Origin of the sequence: Clostridium amylolyticum (genome assembly GCF_900142075.1) — a bacterium.
Taxonomy (GTDB): Bacteria; Bacillota; Clostridia; order Clostridiales; family Clostridiaceae; genus Clostridium_AA; species Clostridium_AA amylolyticum.
In genome coordinates this window covers 133250-151216 of record NZ_FQZO01000005.1, presented here as the reverse complement: position 1 = coordinate 151216, position 17967 = coordinate 133250, and the positions used below count along the sequence as shown (strand labels likewise).

The 17967-nt window shown below is 32.0% G+C and carries 18 protein-coding genes and 1 other annotated feature; of the genes, 14 read left to right on the top strand and 4 right to left on the bottom strand.

What is annotated here, in order from left to right; translation table 11 throughout:
• Positions 1–73: 73 nt before the first annotated feature.
• The 3 genes from fba to BUA82_RS12355 all read right to left on the bottom strand — a co-directional run bounded on the left by fba (position 74) and on the right by BUA82_RS12355 (position 2302).
• On the bottom strand, positions 74–1009 hold the full coding sequence (gene fba, locus BUA82_RS12365; RefSeq protein ID WP_073008589.1) for a class II fructose-1,6-bisphosphate aldolase: 936 nt from the start codon (positions 1007–1009) through the stop codon (positions 74–76).
• 218 nt (positions 1010–1227) lie between these two features.
• Complete coding sequence (locus BUA82_RS12360; protein WP_073008586.1) at positions 1228–1608, bottom strand: DUF4363 family protein; 381 nt, start codon at positions 1606–1608, stop codon at positions 1228–1230.
• Between the two features lie 4 nt (positions 1609–1612).
• Complete coding sequence (locus tag BUA82_RS12355; RefSeq protein ID WP_073008584.1) at positions 1613–2302, bottom strand: DUF421 domain-containing protein; 690 nt, start codon at positions 2300–2302, stop codon at positions 1613–1615.
• Between the two features lie 122 nt (positions 2303–2424).
• On the opposite strand from BUA82_RS12355, the gene BUA82_RS12350 reads away from it, so the two are divergent.
• The 11 genes from BUA82_RS12350 to BUA82_RS12300 all read left to right on the top strand — a co-directional run bounded on the left by BUA82_RS12350 (position 2425) and on the right by BUA82_RS12300 (position 14268).
• Complete coding sequence (locus BUA82_RS12350; RefSeq protein WP_073008581.1) at positions 2425–4083, top strand: nucleoside kinase; 1659 nt, start codon at positions 2425–2427, stop codon at positions 4081–4083.
• A 119-nt stretch (positions 4084–4202) separates the two neighbouring features.
• A complete protein-coding gene (sdaAB, locus tag BUA82_RS12345; protein ID WP_073008578.1) occupies positions 4203–4886 on the top strand; it encodes an L-serine ammonia-lyase, iron-sulfur-dependent subunit beta in 684 nt (227 codons plus the stop codon).
• The gene (gene sdaAA, locus BUA82_RS12340) at positions 4886–5767 is read left to right on the top strand and encodes an L-serine ammonia-lyase, iron-sulfur-dependent, subunit alpha (protein WP_073008575.1); all 882 of its coding nucleotides are present in this window, start codon (positions 4886–4888) and stop codon (positions 5765–5767) included. Before sdaAB ends, sdaAA begins: the two co-directional genes overlap by 1 nt.
• 83 nt (positions 5768–5850) lie before the next feature.
• Positions 5851–7635, top strand: coding sequence for a DNA helicase RecQ (recQ, locus tag BUA82_RS12335; RefSeq protein ID WP_073009117.1), 1785 nt, complete (start codon positions 5851–5853; stop codon positions 7633–7635).
• Positions 7636–7718: 83 nt separating this feature from the next.
• A complete protein-coding gene (gene idi / locus BUA82_RS12330) occupies positions 7719–8237 on the top strand; it encodes an isopentenyl-diphosphate Delta-isomerase (protein WP_073008572.1) in 519 nt (172 codons plus the stop codon).
• Between the two features lie 231 nt (positions 8238–8468).
• Positions 8469–10391: a PrkA family serine protein kinase gene (locus BUA82_RS12325; RefSeq protein ID WP_073008568.1), complete on the top strand. Its 1923-nt coding sequence runs from the start codon at positions 8469–8471 to the stop codon at positions 10389–10391.
• A gap of 4 nt (positions 10392–10395) precedes the next feature.
• Positions 10396–11580, top strand: coding sequence for a YeaH/YhbH family protein (locus BUA82_RS12320; RefSeq protein WP_073008564.1), 1185 nt, complete (start codon positions 10396–10398; stop codon positions 11578–11580).
• Entirely contained in the window at positions 11570–12838 is a 1269-nt protein-coding gene (locus tag BUA82_RS12315) for a SpoVR family protein (protein WP_073008560.1), read from the top strand. Before BUA82_RS12320 ends, BUA82_RS12315 begins: the two co-directional genes overlap by 11 nt.
• A gap of 82 nt (positions 12839–12920) precedes the next feature.
• Entirely contained in the window at positions 12921–13466 is a 546-nt protein-coding gene (rbr, locus tag BUA82_RS12310) for a rubrerythrin (protein ID WP_178140731.1), read from the top strand.
• Positions 13467–13475: 9 nt separating this feature from the next.
• Positions 13476–13808 carry a hypothetical protein gene (locus BUA82_RS12305; protein ID WP_073008555.1) on the top strand — a complete coding sequence of 111 codons (333 nt, stop codon included), beginning with the start codon at positions 13476–13478 and terminating at the stop codon, positions 13806–13808.
• 85 nt (positions 13809–13893) lie between these two features.
• Positions 13894–14268: a hypothetical protein gene (locus BUA82_RS12300; RefSeq protein ID WP_242948969.1), complete on the top strand. Its 375-nt coding sequence runs from the start codon at positions 13894–13896 to the stop codon at positions 14266–14268.
• Between the two features lie 17 nt (positions 14269–14285).
• On the opposite strand, the gene pssA is transcribed toward BUA82_RS12300, so the two are convergent.
• Positions 14286–14807, bottom strand: coding sequence for a CDP-diacylglycerol--serine O-phosphatidyltransferase (gene pssA / locus BUA82_RS12295; protein ID WP_073008549.1), 522 nt, complete (start codon positions 14805–14807; stop codon positions 14286–14288).
• Between the two features lie 258 nt (positions 14808–15065).
• Here pssA and BUA82_RS12290 point away from each other — a divergent pair, with 258 nt between their 5' ends.
• The 3 genes from BUA82_RS12290 to epsC all read left to right on the top strand — a co-directional run bounded on the left by BUA82_RS12290 (position 15066) and on the right by epsC (position 17961).
• Entirely contained in the window at positions 15066–15953 is an 888-nt protein-coding gene (locus tag BUA82_RS12290) for a YegS/Rv2252/BmrU family lipid kinase (RefSeq protein WP_073008546.1), read from the top strand.
• A 196-nt stretch (positions 15954–16149) separates the two neighbouring features.
• Positions 16150–16384, top strand: a binding site (T-box leader).
• Between the two features lie 72 nt (positions 16385–16456).
• The gene (gene cysK, locus BUA82_RS12285; RefSeq protein ID WP_073008543.1) at positions 16457–17365 is read left to right on the top strand and encodes a cysteine synthase A; all 909 of its coding nucleotides are present in this window, start codon (positions 16457–16459) and stop codon (positions 17363–17365) included.
• 11 nt (positions 17366–17376) lie between these two features.
• On the top strand, positions 17377–17961 hold the full coding sequence (gene epsC / locus BUA82_RS12280; RefSeq protein WP_073008540.1) for a serine O-acetyltransferase EpsC: 585 nt from the start codon (positions 17377–17379) through the stop codon (positions 17959–17961).
• The last annotated feature ends 6 nt before the right edge of the window (positions 17962–17967 follow it).

Genomic DNA, 17967 nt, shown 5'->3' with positions numbered 1-17967 from the left:
CTTCATTCTACATTCTCAATTCTAAATTCTCAATTAAAAAAATCGCTGATCTTCACCAGCGATTTTTGTTATACTACTTATTCATTGCTCCAGTAGAACCAACGATATTATCTAATTTGTATTCTACAACTTTTTGAACTGCATCTCTGCCAGCGCCTAAGTATTTTCTTGGGTCAAACTCTGCTGGGTTTTCTCCAAATACTTTTCTTATAGCTGCTGTCATAGCAAGTCTTAGGTCTGTGTCCATGTTTATTTTACATACTGCCATGGAGGAAGCTTTTCTTAGCATATCTTCTGGGATACCCTTAGCATCTTTTATTGCTCCACCGAATTTGTTGCAAGTTGCAACTGCTTCTGGGTCAACAGCAGAAGCTCCGTGAAGTACTATTGGGAATCCTGGTAATTGTTTTTGAATTTCCTCAAGTATGTTAAACTTTAATTCAGGTTTGAAATCTGGAGGGAATTTAAATGCTCCATGAGAAGTTCCTATAGCTATAGCTAGGGAGTCACAACCAGTTCTTTTAACAAAGTCTACTGCTTGAGCTGGATCAGTGTAGACATGCTCTGCAGCTTCTACATCATCTTCTACTCCAGCAAGAACTCCAAGTTCTGCTTCTACAACTACTCCGCGAGCATGAGCATATTCAACTACTTCTTTAGTTTTAGCTACGTTCTCTTCGTAATCATAATGAGAACCATCGAACATTACAGAAGTAAATCCTGCGTCGATAACCATTTTAACTGCTTCAAAATCTGGACCGTGGTCAAGGTGTAATGCAACATCTACACCAGCTTCTGCTACAGCTGCATCAACCATAGCTTTTAACATAGCTGGACCTGCATATTTAATTGCACCTGTGGAGCATTGAAGTATAACAGGTGAGTTTTTAGCCTTTGCAGCTCTTAAAACCCCTTGAAGAATCTCCATATTGTTGATATTGAAAGCTCCTATAGCATAACCGCCTTCGTAAGCTTTCTTGAACATTTCTTTTGTAGTAACTAATGCCATAATTTGGACCACCTTTCATAAATATATTAAGGACAAAAAAGTATATCCTCGTAAATCAGTATAGCGGGAACGAAATTAACCCATATGGGACTAATTCTCCCATATCTTATTATATATTAATTCTACATTATTTTCTATAGTAAATGTAGAAGCTGTGGAATAATTTAATATATTAGATACATTTTTCTTATAATAATATTTTACTACAAATATACTAATTAAAATATATTTTGTATGGATAATTCTTGAATTTTCATTATATTATCTACTTGATGTTTTATAGAATGTACGCTGGCTAGAGATTCGGACTTATCTAACTGCTTTACATATTGAGTTAATTTATATACTTCGTTAGAAACTAGATCCATATCTGCATGATTAATATAAACAGAAATTCCAGGAGCATCTTTTTTTATTTTTTCTAGAAGTTTGTATGCTTCATCATAACTATCCTCCCATTCGTCATTTTTAAGTTTTTCTTCTAGATGCTCGCAAGATGTTACTACAGAACCACAAAATTTATAAAGCTGTTTATTGGAATAAACCATAAAAGTAAGCAGAGCAAAAAATAAAGCTGTAGAAATAACTACGTTTTTCATTACTTCATTCCTTCCTTCTTATTGTGTCCTTTTGTTGACAGAAAAATTTGTTATGGGAATCCATTAGGGCAATAAAAACATCTTCTGTATTTTGTATGTTAAATTTATTTATATTTTTAATTAACCAATTTATATCTTTATTTATGCTTTTAAGATTTTCTTTATTGATTTTTCCATCCACAATTAATACTGTAGGAAGTATATCTTGAGGCACTGATATATTTAAATCATTTCTAGTTACAGGGGAAAGATTTGCTTTTGGGATAACTGAAATTTGACCATTGTTTTCTAATATTACATAAGCTATATCATCAATATTAAAATAGCCATTTACGCGTAATTCCTCCATTAAATCATCTATATTTATGCGCTGTTCTCTTAAGGCTTTTGTATCTATTTTTCCATTCCTTAAAAGAATAGAAGGCTTTCCATCTATAATGGATCTTATTTTTTCACTCCTTAACTGTATTTCAGATACAAATATTTGGATTATAAGCATGGTGATAATGGGAATAATACCTAATAAAAGAGGGAGACGAGTATCCTGCATTGGTAGTGAAGCTAGGTCTGAAATCATTATAGTTATTACCAGTTCATAAGGTTGAAGTTCCCCTAGCTGCCTTTTCCCCATAAGGCGCATAACTATTACTACCAGGCTATAAAGTATAGCGGTTCTTACAATTACAACAAACAATGTTGTATCACCTCCTTTAGGTATAGATTTTGTAAAATTCAATATTTTATGACATTATTATTGGTTTTAAAGTATAATATTAATACTGATGTTTAATTTCATTATTTGAATGGAGTGATATTATGGCAGATTTAAAATTAACATTAAGTAATGGGAAACAGATTGAAGTGGAAAAAGGCACATTAATGCAGGAGATAGTTAAAGAAAATTATGAAGAATCTTCTCTTCCAGCAGTATTAGGCAGGATAAATGGAAAATATTATGAACTTTCATCTGAACTTAGTGAAGAAGGCATATTTGAAGCTGTATCATTAAATACCTCTATGGGAAGTAATGCTTATTCAAGAACTCTTCAATTTATACTTATAAAGGCTGTATTAGATATTTTCCCTGACTCTAAAATAACTATTGAGCATACCATAAGTAAAGGACTATATGGAGAAATACATATGGAAAAAGCTCTAGATGAAGAAGATATAAAAAAAATAAAAAAACATATGCAAGATATTATTAATAAAGATATGGTTATAAACAAGATAACTATAGATCGAAAGGATGCCATTGAAATATTTAGAGGCTATGCCATGATGGATAAAGTTAAGCTTTTAAATCATGTAGTTTCTGATACTGTAAAGTTATATGAGCTAGAAGGCAGATATGATTATTTCTATGGACCCATGGCATATTCTACTGGGGTAATTAAATATTTTGATTTAATGTATTATGAACCTGGATTTATTTTAAGGTATCCACCAGAAGAAACACCCACTGAAATTCCAGACTTTGTAGAATATAGAAAGCTTTCGAAAATATTTAAAGAAACTGAACAGTGGCTTAATATATTGGATGTTGCAGATGTAGGCTCCTTAAATGAAAAGATAGAAAGCGGAGAAATAGTAGATATTATTAGGGTTTCTGAAGCGCTGCATGAAAAAAAGATAGCTTATATAGCAGATATGATAGCAGAAAGAAAAGAAGTTAAGGTAGTGCTTATAGCAGGTCCATCTTCTTCAGGTAAAACAACCTTTGCTAATAGGCTTGCTATTCAGCTAAGGGTAAATGGACTTATACCAAAATCCATATCCTTAGATGATTATTTTGTAAACAGAGACTCTACTCCTTTAGATGAAGAAGGGAAACCTGATTTTGAATCTATTGATGCTTTAGACTTAGAACTTTTCAATAAGCATCTTAACCTATTGATGGATAGAAAAGAAGTAGAAATACCTACTTATAACTTTTATACAGGACAGAGAGAATGGAAGGGGAATAGATTAAAGCTTCCTCAAAATGGAGTTTTAGTAATTGAAGGTATTCATGGGTTAAACGATAAACTCACTTCTTCTGTTCTGGATGTTAATAAGTTTAAGATATATATAAGTGCTTTAACTCAGCTTAATGTAGACAATCACAATAGAATTGCAACCACAGATGTAAGAAAGATAAGAAGGATAGTAAGAGATACCCTCTCAAGAGGATATAAAGCGGAAGTCACATTAACATTATGGCCATCTATAAGAAGGGGAGAAGAAAGAAATATATTTATTTATCAAGAACAGGCGGATGTGATGTTTAACTCCACTTTAGTATATGAGCTTTGTGTATTAAAAAAGCATGCTATTATAGAGTTAGAAAAAATTAATTCAGATAGCCCCGTATATTATGAGGCTTTAAGGCTTAAGAGTTTTTTAGGATTTTTTAAAGATTTGGAAAGTGAAATGGTACCAGAAAATTCTATTTTGAGAGAATTTATTGGAGGAAGCTGGTTTTACAAATACTAATTAGCTATTTTTTTAACTAGGCATAAGGATTAATTTAATATAAAATGATTATAGAAATTCAAAGATATATGTCTAATCTTAAGACAAAATAGATTTTTATATAGAAATGGGGAATACAGATGAAAAAATATGGGGTGTTTGATGTACTTGGCCCTATTATGATAGGACCCTCTAGCTCACATACCGCTGGGGCAGCAAGACTAGGGAAAATAGCTGGAACCATGGCAGGATGCAGAATTGTTAAAGTGGACTTTTTGCTTCATGGATCTTTTGGAAAAACCTATAGAGGACATGGAACAGACAGGGCTTTAGTAGCTGGAATACTAGGAATGGAGCCTAGCGATGAAAGGCTGAGGGATGCTTTGCAAATAGCAAAAGACCAAGGTATTGAAATAAACTTTATAGAAAAGGACTTAGGAGAAGTGCATCCTAATACCGTAAAGTTTATTATTACCTGCGCTAATAATAGGGTTATATCTGTTGTGGGCTCTTCTATAGGCGGAGGAAACATACAAATAAATGAAGTAGATGGGGATAAGGTAGAGTTTACAGGTGCTTATCCTACACTTATTATTAGTCATAAGGATGTTCCGGGTCAGGTATCTAAAGTTACAGCCTATCTTTATGAAAACAATATTAATATCGCTTTTATGAAAGTTTTTAGAAATCACAGAGGTCAAATTGCCAACATGGTATTTGAAACTGACAATAAAATACCCAGTGAGGTATTAGAAAATATTAAAAGGATTCCTGATATAGAAAGATTAACCTATATAAGCCCTGTTAAGGAAGGTGAAGCCTAATGTTTGCAGCTAGTGGAGAAGAATTAATAAAAGTTTGTAAAGAAAATAATATAAATCTTGCAGAATATGCTATAAGGGTTGAAATGGAAAATTCAGATATGTCCAGAGAAGAAATCCTTGAAAAGATGAAGAAAAGTCTTTTAGTGATGAAGCATTCTGCTGAAGAAGGTATGAATAATGAGGTGTATTCTGTAAGCGGGCTTATAGGAGGAGATGCTTATAAGCTTCGTAAATATCTAGAAACAGGGAAAAACTTGACAGGGGATATTATGGTAAAAGCTATGGCAAGAGCTATTTCCTGCTCAGAGGTGAATGCTTCTATGGGTAAGATAGTAGCAGCTCCTACTGCAGGCTCCTGTGGAATATTGCCAGCAGTTATAATCACTGCTGCGGAAAAGCTTAATAAGGGTGAAGAAGAAATGATAAATGCCTTATGCACAGCTTCTGCAGTAGGTATGATCATAGCAAGAAATGCTACCTTAGCTGGGGCAGAAGGAGGGTGCCAAGCAGAATGTGGCTCTGCAGCGGCCATGGCTTCTGCTGCAGTAGTTGAGATGATGGGAGGAACTCCAGAGATGGCTTTAAATGCAGGAGCTATAGTTATTAAGAATATTTTAGGATTAGTATGCGATCCTGTAGCAGGGCTAGTAGAAGTTCCTTGTGCAAAAAGAAATTTTGCTGGTGCTGTAAGTGCTTTAACCACTGCGGATTTAGTCATGGCTGGAGTTATGAGCAAAATACCTTTTGATGATACTGTTTCGGCTATGTACAAAATTGGAAGATCTATGCCCGCGGAGTTAAGAGAGACAGCATTAGGGGGATGTGCTACCACTAATAGAGGAATAATACTTAGCAAAAAGATATTAGGTGAAAATAACTAAAAATATTTTAGTTAGTATTTTTGATTATTATCTTTTAAAAGGATAATAATTTATATATATGATATTAGGAGCTATTAACAATGATGGATAAAGCTTTTAAGGTACTAAAAAAGTATTACGGCTTTCATAGCTTTAAGGAAGGGCAATATAAAATTGTAGAAAACATACTTCAAGGGAAGGATACCTTTGTAATAATGCCCACAGGAGGAGGTAAATCCTTATGTTATCAAATTCCTGCGGTGTTATTTCATGGTATAACCCTGGTTATATCTCCTCTAATTTCTTTAATGAAGGATCAAGTAGATGCGTTAAAGGCTATGGGCATATCCGCAGCTTATATTAACAGCACACAAACCTTAGAAGAAATTAATTCTATATTAGATGATGCAGATATTGGTGTTTACAAGTTAATTTATATAGCTCCAGAAAGACTGGAATTTGAAGCTTTTTGTCGTGCCCTTAGAAGAATACATATATCCCAAGTGGCGGTGGATGAGGCTCATTGTGTTTCTCAATGGGGACATGATTTTAGACCTAGTTATAGAAATATATCTCCTTTTATAAATAGTTTAAAGGTAAGACCGGTAGTTACTGCTTTTACAGCTACGGCTACACAAGCGGTAAAGGAAGATACAGTGAAGCTATTAGGTCTTAATGGTGCTTACTTCTACCCCATAAGCTTACATAGAGAAAATCTTATGCTAAATGTCATTGAAACAGAAGGTAAAGAACATAAAGTTAATTTTATTGTGGATTATTTAAAAGATAATATTAATAACTGTGGAATAATTTATGTCTCTACTAGAAAAGAAGTTGATGAGCTCTATGAATATTTATCTGCAAATCAATTTAGCGTAGGAAAATATCATGGGGGCATGGAGGATAGGGATAAAAATAGATTTCAAGAAGATTTTATTTATGACAATTTTAATGTTATGATTGCAACTAATGCTTTTGGCATGGGAATAGATAAATCTAATATAAGGTTTATAATACATTACAGCCTTCCTAAAAATATTGAAAGCTACTATCAAGAGATAGGAAGAGGGGGCAGAGATGGTGACTTTTGTCAGTGCTATCTTTTATTTCACCCATCTGATATAGCTTTGCAAGAATTTTTGATTAAAGGCAGCACTTCAGAAAACAGATTGCAAATAGAAATGTCTAAACTCCAAGCGATGCAGGAATATGCTCTCTATAGTGGATGCTATACAAATTATATTTTAAAATATTTTGGAGAACCCATTATTAAAGATTATTGCAGTACTTGCAGTAATTGTATAAATAATAAAGAATTAAGAGATATAACACTAGAAGCTCAAATGATTTTATCCTGCATCTATAGAACTAAGGGAAAATACGGAATCAGCGTGCTTATAGATATATTAAAAGGATATACAGGACCTAAAATAAAAGAGTTTAATTTAAATAAGCTATCCACTTATGGAATTATGAAAGAATATAATATAAAATTTATCAAGGATATAATTAACACTCTAATTTCCCAAGGGTATTTAGACAGAAAAACCGGAACCTATTCTATGGTAAGTCTTAACACTAAATCTTTTAACATACTTAAAGGCAAAGAAAAGTTGTTAACAAGAATTGTGGCAGAAGAAAGTATAATGGTAAATGATGTGATATTATTTGATATATTAAGAAGAGTACGGAGAGAAATTGCAGCTAAGGAAAAGGTACCTCCTTATATAATATTTTCAGACAGCGTCTTAATGGAAATGTGTAAAGAGCTGCCTGAAAATCATGATGATTTTTTAAACATAAAAGGTGTTGGAGAAAAGAAGAGCATAAAGTATGGGCAGGACTTCTTAAATGCTATAAAGCTTTATAAGACTTCTAAGATATCCTAGAAATAAACTTTTAGCTTTTAAATTAACTTTAAAATGAGATAATATGATATAAACAAAATGTAAAAATAAAAGGTGGTGAAATAATGTCAGAAAAAGAAATGATACTTCTTGTAGATGAAAATGATAATGAAGTAGGATATGGAGAAAAACATGAAGTACATAAAAAAGGTATATTTCATAGAGCCTTTTCTATATTTATCTTCAACTCTCAAAATCAATTACTTATGCAAAAAAGGGAGAGCAACAAATACCATTCCCCAGGATTATGGACCAATACCTGCTGTTCCCATCAAAGACAAAATGAATTGCTTTCAGAAGCCATACACAGAAGGCTTAAAGAAGAAATGGGCTTTGACTGTGAGCTGAAAGAAGTATTTACCTTTTCCTATAGGGTAGAATTTAAATCTGGACTCATAGAAAATGAATTTGACCATGTTTTTGTAGGCTATTATGACGGAGAAATTACCCCAGAGCCTTCTGAAGTAGAAGACTACAAATGGATGAGCCTGGAGGAAATAAAAAAAGATATGGAAAAGAATCCAGACAAGTACACTTACTGGTTTAAAATATGCTTTCCCAAAGTGGAAGAGGGGACAATTTAATTTAAAATTTAGAATTTAGAATGTAGAATGAAGGATGTTTTTCTGAGAAAGCATCAGAAAAACTTCAAATATAGTTTTTAAAAAAAGAAGCTTCAGCTGAAGCTTCTTTTTTATATATTGAAAGAAACTCTGTGAGTTTCCTCCTTCATTTTAAATTTTAAATTCTAAATTGTCAATTAAGTAATACCTCTCTATATAGGTGGAATATATTTAATCATAGGGGGTGAGGTTGTGGATTTTAGGGAACTTATTAGAAGTGATCGTGAAAAATATAATTTAAAAAAGTTTCAGGGGAATTTTTTAGATTATCTTGAAATTGTTAAAGATAATCCGGATATAGCTAAATTATCACACAAGAGAATATATGATTTAGTGATGGAAAAAGGCTTGGAAGTTTTAGGGCCAGAGGAAAATCCTCGCATTAAAAAAATTTATGGCAGTGAGGTTATTAAAAGATATAACTTTTTTAAGGATAACTTTTATGGTATTGATAAAACCCTTATGAAGGTTATTAATTATCTTCATTCTGCATCAATGAAGGGAGAAGAAGCCAGGCAGATTTTATATTTAGTGGGACCTGTAGGTGCGGGAAAGTCTTCTATTGTAGATGCATTAAAGCAGAGCCTTGAAGCTTCAGAGCATATATATGTGCTAAAAGGCTGCCCTATGCATGAAGAGCCCCTTCATCTTATACCTAAGCATCTTAGAAAGGATTTTGAAAAAATCCTTGGAGTGCAGATAGAAGGAGATCTATGTCCAGTTTGTAGGTTTAGGTTATTAAATGAATATAAGGGACAATATGAAAACTTTCCTATAGAAACCAAAAACTTTTCAGTAAGATCTAGGAAGGGCATAGGAGTAGTGCCTCCGGTAGACCCAAATAATCAGGATACTTCAATACTTACAGGAAGCGTTGATATTTCAAAGATGGACATATATCCAGAGGATGATCCCAGAGTATTTTCATTAAATGGGGCTTTTAATGTAGGAAATAGGGGACTAGTAGAATTTATAGAAATATTTAAAAATGATGTGGAGTATCTTCATACCATTATTACTGCCACCCAAGAAAAGTCTATACCTTCTCCAGGAAAAGGTTCCATGATTTATTTTGATGGACTTATAATAGCCCATTCTAATGAAGCAGAATGGAATAAATTTAAGGCAGATCATACTAATGAAGCTATTTTAGACAGAATAGTAAAGGTGGAGGTTCCATATTGCTTAGAGCTTAATGAAGAAAAAAAGATATATGAAAAGATACTTAAGAGGAGTAACTTTAGCGCTCATTTAGCACCTCATACCATTGAGATAGCATCAATGTTCTCCATACTAACTAGAATCATACCTTCATCAAAGATAGACTTAATGACAAAGCTAAAAATTTATAATGGAGAAGATATAGTGGAAAAAGGCACCACCAAGAGGATTGATATTACAGAACTTAGAGAAGAAGCAGGAGCTTTTGAAGGGATGAAAGGCATTTCTACCAGATTTATAATAAAGGCCATAGATAACGCCCTTTCTAATTCAGAGCATAACTGCATAAATCCTTTAAGCATAATGGAAAGCATAATAAAAGCTATTAAAGAGATGGATACATCTGATGAAGAGAGAAAGCGATATATGGGGCTTATTCAAGACAACATAAGGAAGGAATATAATATGATAATAGAAAAAGAAATTACAAAAGCTTTTATTCATTCCTTTAGAGAACAGGCAGAAAGTCTGTTCAACAATTATATGGATAATGCAGAAGCATATGTGAATAAAACTAAACTTAAAGATCCATCCACAGGAGAAGAATTGGTTCCAGAGGAGGATTTTATGAGATCCATAGAAGAGTATATCGGCATAACAGAAGGTGCTTGCAAAGGCTTTAGAACCGATGTTACCTCTTATATGTTTTATATTATAAGAAATGGTGGAAAAATTGATTATACCTCCTATGAACCTCTTAAGGAAGCTATAGAGAAGAAACTCACCGCTTCCGTTAGAGAGCTATCTAGGATAATAACAAAATCAAGAGTAAGGGATCAAGAGCAAGCTGAAAAATATAACGCTATGGTGGAGGAACTAAAAGATAATGGCTATTGTGATAATTGTTGTGATGTAATTTTAAAATATGCAGCTAACAATCTTTGGAAGGATTAGTATTATGGCAATCTTTAGAGATACTAGTAAGGAACCTTTTGAACATGATAGAAGCATTGAAGACAGAAGAAGGCATAAAGAGTTAGTGGAAAAAACTATAAAAGATAATCTTGGAGATTTACTTTCTGATGAAAATATTGTAGGGGAAAGTAAAAATAAAAAGTACAAAATTCCTATAAGAGGTTTAAAAGAATATTCATTTATTTATGGCAAAAACAATAAAAATGTAGCCATGGGGGATGGAAAAGAGAAACGAGCAGATAAAATATTCAATGAAGAAGAAAAGGGTAAGCCAGCTAGCAGAGCGGGTAATGATGAAGGTGAAGATATTTATGAAACTGAGGTAACTCTAGAAGAACTTTTAGAATATTTAATTGATGATTTTGAATTACCTAATTTAGATAAAAAGAAATTTTCTAAGGTGATTTCACAAAGTAGTAAAAAGAAGAGAGGATATCAGAGGTTTGGAGTAAAACCTAGATTGGCTAAAAAGAAAACTGTTATGGCTAAAATTGCAAGAAAGCAAAGCAAAAAAAGAGCCTTAAACGAAGCAGGGATGTCTAAGGATATTCAGAGGATGCCTTTTAATGAAGAGGATATAAGATATTATAGGCTTAAACAAAAGCCAAAGAAGGAAAGCAATGCTGTAATGATATTTATTATGGATGTATCTGGTTCCATGGATAATACAAAGAAATACTTAGCACGTTCTTTCTTTTTTGTACTTTCAAGATTTATTAAAAAGAAATATGAAAATACGCACATGGTATTTATTTCTCATACTACCATAGCAAAAGAAGTAAATGAATATGAGTTTTTTCATAAAGCTGAGTCTGGGGGAACCTATATTTCTAGCGGAATAAAAGCTGCTTTAAAAATAATAGAAGATAGATATTCAAAAGAATTATGGAATATATATACCTTCTATGCTAGTGATGGAGACAATTGGAGTGAAGATAACGAAAAAGCATTGGAAAGCATCAAAAGTATTTGTGCCTGCAGTAATCTAGTAGGATACGCCGAACTTTTACCTTCTACATTTTCTACTACCATGTATTTTAGGGTTATGAAGGAGATAAAAAATGATAATTTTGTTTCAGTTTGCATAAAAGATAAAAAAGAACTTTGGAAGGCATTGAAAATAATACTTAGGAAGGAACTAAGGAGGGAAAAAACTGTTGAATTATAGTATTAAAGATTTAGAAAAGTGGAGTGAAAAAATAGAAGAATTGGTTAAAAAAGCTGGACTAAGTTTTTACCCTCAAGAGTTTGAAATAGTAAGCTATAAAGAGATGTTAGGCTATGAGGCTTATTTAGGAATGCCCTCTAGATACCCTCATTGGAGCTTTGGAAAAGCCTTTGAAAAAAACAGAACATTATATAAGTTCAATCTAACAGGAATCCCTTATGAAATGGTAATTAACTCCAACCCATGTATTGCATACTTAATGAAAGACAATAACCTTCTTTTACAGATTATGACCATAGCTCACGTTTATGGGCATAATGATTTTTTTAAGAATAATAGGATGTTTAAAGAAGATACAAAAGCTCCATATGCTTTGGAGATGTTTAAATTACATTCTCAAAGCATAAGAAAATATATAAACGACCCTGAAATAGGAAGTACAAAGGTTGAAAAGGTGTTAAATGCTGCCCATTCTATAAGATTTAATACCATTAGATCAAAGGAAGAGAAAATTGTTAATGATAAGAGCTATAATAACGAAAATAATGAAGATTTACTAGGGTTTATTATAAAAAATGCAGAAATGGAAGAATGGAAAAGGCATGTTCTTGAAATTGTAAAAAAGGAAACTCAGTATTTCATACCTCAAATAGAAACAAAAATTTTAAATGAAGGCTGGGCTAGTTTTTGGCATTACAATATACTTAAAGAATTAGGATTAAGTCAAAATCTTTATTTAGAATTTATAGCTAGACATAATCAGGTAATAGCACCCATAAAAAATGGATTAAATCCCTATTATTTAGGTTTTACATTATTTCAATATTTAGATAAAAAGTATGGAAGAAAAAAAGTTTTTGAAATAAGAGAGTGTGATAGGGATTATTCTTTTTTACTTAGACATTTAAATGAAGAGCTATGTTCAGAAATGAATTTATTTCAATTTACTAAAAAAGGACTTGACTTATATATTGAAGAGGTTTCCGACGAAAGAGGATGGCAAAGTATTAGAGATACACTATGTAACTATTGTGGTATGGGTGCAATACCTATAATTAGGGTTTCCTATTGGAATGAAAAGGATAATTCATTAACTTTACAACATGTTTACGATGGAAGAGAGTTAAATATTAACTATGCAGAAGCTACTTTAAAACATATACATGAGCTTTGGGGGCATAAAGTTTATTTATATACTAAAAAAGATAATAAAGAAGTTGTACTAGCATATGATGATGAAAAGAAGATATACCAATGAGAGTAAAGAAGCTTTAGTGTAACATCACAATTTAATTTGAATATTATAAAAAGAGATAATTTATTGGAGGATATCTATGGATATAAAAAGTCTGAAAGGAACTCAGACAGAAAAAAATTTATACAAGACCTTTGCTGGAGAGTCTAGAGCTAGAAATAGATATAATTTATATTCTGAAAAAGCTAGAATGGAAGGATATGAGTGGGTAGGGGATGTATTTGACGAAACAGCGGGAAATGAATATGCCCACGCTAGGGAAGTGTATAGGAGATTTTTAGGACTAGTGGGGAGCACAGCAGAAAATCTTATGGATGCTATTCAAGGGGAAACTGAGGAATATTCAAAGATATATAAACAGTTTGAGGCAGATGCTAGAAAAGAAGGCTTCAAGGAAATAGCGGATTTTTACAAAGAACTGTCAGAAGTGGAAGAGTTTCATGAAAGAAGATATAAGGACCTATATGATAAGGTGGTAAATAAAACCATGTTTACTTCAAAGGAACCTATTAAATGGCAGTGCTTAAATTGCGGCTATATTCATGAAGGTACTGAGGCTCCACTTGTATGTCCTTTATGTAAGTTCCCAAGAGCATTTTTTAAACCTTTATGCGAAGATTATGAAAAGTAGGTGGATAAGATGTTTATACGTCTACCAGAAGATTTTGTAGTCCCTATAGTGTATAAAGATAATTTCAAGTTTAATGATACAAATATTGTTAAAGAAAGCATAAGGTCTCTAGAATATATTAGTAATAATGATACTAATAACAAAGATGTTAAGAAGAATAACATTACTAGAAATAATTATTGGCAGGAAATTGATGATGAATATGTTTATAATTCCTTAAAGAAAAATAAAAATATAAAAGATATAATTAAATCAACTAGTAATAGATTAGCTAATAAGTCCTGCTTTAATATTTTTCAGCACATAGATGAAGATTATATTAATGGTTATGTAAAGGAATAAAATCCATTACAATTATTCCCCTGGCAGTTTTGCTTGCATATATTAATCCTTGGTATGAAATGTGATATAGGTTAATATATTTATTATGATTAACTTATTGTCAGGTGATGGTATGGGTTATAGACACATAATGGAAAAACATTCTTCAGATATAAATAATTTAGCAGAATTACTTTTTAAATTCACTAATTCCTACAGACTTCTTATTGGTGGAGCTGCAGACCTAAACACCATAGCTCTGGCTAGAAAAAAGGAAGTAAGGAATGCTATTAAACGAGCAGATGAACTGGGTATAATTATTGATGAGCTTATTGAAGTTATAGATTATTGTGATTACACTTATTTCGATTACTGTAAAATTAAATCTGATTATATTACATGTAAGAATAAGCTTGATATAATAAAAACAGAAATAGATGAAGAATTGAGTTTTTTTAATGAAAAAGAAAAGAAGCCTTAAATTGGGCTTCTTTTTAGCTAGACTTTTTTAAATTTAAATGTGCTAATCATTAAATATGATAAGATTATTAAAAATATTACAGGAAGAGTTCTTGTAACACCTCTATTTAAAGTTATAAGCGCAAATAAAGCCATAAAGCTTCCAGCAGCAGTTATAGGTATCCCAGTAAATACACCATCAAAATCTGTAGCATTATATCTAGCCAGTCTGTATGCTCCACAAATAGGAAATGCTAATAATATCAGGTAACCTATATATCCTTTTGGACCAAGAGTCTGAAACTCATAAAGACTATAAATTAAAAGTGATGGAGCAACTCCAAAAGAAACTAAATCTGATAATGAATCTAGTTCTTTGCCTAGATCACTGGAAACATTAAGGAATCTAGCTACTCTGCCATCATATCTATCCACTAAGGCGGCAATTAAAATAAATATTGCAGATAACTGGTATTTATCATTAAATATACTTAGTATTGATAGTACACCGCAGGATAGATTGACAAAAGTAAACATATTAGGAATAGTACTTTTCTTCATGAAAATTAATCACTCCCAAAATTTAATAAAAATATAATTAAAGTATAAACTATATTATACATTAAAAAAGTTAAATTTTAAACTAATTATGTTAATTATTAAGATAGTGTTAAGATTAGATGTCTTTATTATACCTTTATAACGTAATAACTTAAATTAATCATAATAGATTAATAAAGTTTACCTTAAGGTATTGTCGTTGATAATGAGGGGGATAAGTGTTATAATCTTTTTAGTTGTTTGGGTAGGAGGGTTAAAATGAAAAAGGTTAAATTTATATACAATCCTTTTTCCGGTGAAAATATAATTATTAATGAGATTGATAAAGTAATTAAGATTCACCAAATGGAAGGGTATACTATAGTTCCTTTTAGAATTGATATGAACATAAATATTCATGAGGCCTTTAATGATATTGACCAGGATTATAGTTACATACTTGTAGCTGGTGGAGATGGAACTATTGATTCTGTTGTAAACATAATGAAGGAAAAAAATATAGATATTCCTATTGGGGTTATTCCAGTAGGAACAGCCAATGATTTTGCAAAGCTTTTAGATATGCCTTTAGATGTAGGTGAATGTTGCAAGAAGATATTGAATTCTGTGCCTGTACCTGTGGATATTGGTAAAATTAATAACAAATATTTTGTAAATGTTGCAAGTACTGGGCTTTTTACAGATGTATCTCAAAAAACAGATGATAATCTTAAAAACACCATAGGAAAGCTTGCATATTACCTTAAAGGAATAGAACAACTTCCTAACTTTAGAAGACTTAAAGTGAATATAAAATCAGAAGAGATAGATTATGATGGATATATGTATCTAATGTTAGTTTTCAATGGTATGACAGCTGGAAATTTTAAATTAGCCCCAAAATCTGAAATTACTGATGGATTTTTAGATGTTATTATATTTAAAGCTGTGCCTATTAAAGAGCTTTTGCCATTATTCATTAGAGTAATTAAGGGAGAGCACTTAGACGACCCAGGAGTTATACATTTCAAGACAAGAGAACTTAAGATTCACAGTAATGAGGATATAGTAACAGATATTGATGGAGAAAAAGGACCGGATTTTCCTCTTTTAATAAATTGTGTTCATAATGGAATTAGAGTATTGGGTATTAATGAAAATAGCTAGTTAAAATAACTTAAAAAAATATTTTCAAATAAATACATGCTAATTACAGTTATTTAATAGATTGATTTTGCATTTTAAGAGCCTTAGGCTCTTTTTTATTAATTAAATATATACTAAAATAGTATTATTTAGTTGTTGACTTTTTTAAAGTATTGAATATAATAAATATTAAGAAATCATATTATATTACTCGGATATAAATACTATGAAAAAGTAAAGTAACTTAATGGAAAGCCACAGAGAGGAAACGGAGCTGAGAAGTTTCTGCTGAAAGTTAATGTGAAGTGCACTTTGGAGTAGGAGTCTGAAATTAGTAAGACTTCCCGGGATCACCCGTTATAGTGATAAGGCATTTATTGATGCCTAAAGAGTGGGATATCTAATATTCAATTGGAGTGGAAACGCGGAGTATACATAGCTTCGTCTCTTATTAACTAGAGGCGGAGTTTTTATTTTTTAATAAAGCAAATAATAAAGTTAATTAAATTATTGGAGGGATAAAAATGATATTTAATAATGTAATAGAAATGGTAGGTAATACACCGATATTAAAAATAAACAATTTAGTGGATGAAAACAGTGCTGAAGTGTATATAAAGCTTGAAAAATATAATCCTGCAGGCAGCGTTAAGGATAGGGCTGCTTTAGGAATGATTGAAAAAGCGGAAGAACTTGGTTTGCTCAAAGTAGGAGATACTATAGTGGAGCCTACTAGTGGAAATACTGGTATAGCCTTAGCTATGATAGGAAAACTTAAGGGATATAATGTGGTTATAGTTATGCCTGATACTATGAGTAAAGAAAGAAGAGACATGATAAAGGCTTATGGTGCAGAGCTTGTACTTACTGAAGGGGTAAAAGGCATGAAAGGAGCCATAGCTAAAGCCCAGGAATTAGTAGAGGAAAAAGGATATTTTATGCCTCAACAGTTTATGAATATAGCTAATCCAGCAAAGCATTATAAAACTACTGCCAAGGAAATAATAAAGGATATACCTGACTTAGATGCTTTTGTAGCTGGAGTGGGCACTGGTGGAACCATTACAGGAGTAGGAAGCAATCTTAAAGAAATAAATAAAGATATAAAGATCATAGCTGTAGAACCTGAGAAGTCACCAGTAATTTCTGGAGGAAATCCAGGACCTCATAAAATACAAGGTATAGGCGCAGGCTTTATACCTGAAAATTATAAAAAAGAAGTAGTGGACGAAATCCTTCAAGTTAGCGATGAAAATTCCTTTATGGCTACTAGATTAATGGCTTCTAAAGAGGGAATACTTATAGGTATATCTTCAGGAGCAGCATTATTTGCAGCTTTAGAAGTTGCTAAGAAGCTGGGAAAAGGCAAGAAAGTATTAGCCATAGCACCAGACGGAGGAGAAAAGTATATGTCCATGGATCTTTTTCAATAAGGGTGGTTTAAATGTTGAAAAATTTAAAATATGATATTAATAACATTTTAGCTAAAGATCCAGCTGCGAGAAGTAGTTTAGAAGTACTACTTTTGTATCCTTCTATTCATGTAATGATAGCTTATAGAATAGCTCACAAGTTATATAGTATGAAGTTATTTTTTACAGCAAGATTTATATCACAAATAGCCAGATTTTTTACTGGCATTGAAATACATCCTGGAGCCACCATTGGTAAAGGACTCTTTATAGATCATGGTATGGGTGTAGTTATTGGTGAAACTGCTGAAGTGGGAGATAATGTAACTATATACCATGGAGTTACCCTAGGTGGAACAGGAAAGCACAAAGGGAAGAGACATCCTTCTATTGGTAATGATGTTATAATAGGAGCAGGAGCTAAAATACTTGGACCTATATTTGTTGGGGATAATGCTAAAGTGGGTGCCAACTCTGTAGTATTGAAGGATGTACCTTCCAATGCCACTGCAGTAGGCTCACCTGCTAAGAACATCGTTAAACCCCCAGCTTCCATAATTCATATACAGGATTATAGAGGGAAAATGAAGACTATTTACAATGAGATGGTAATTTAAAGGTTA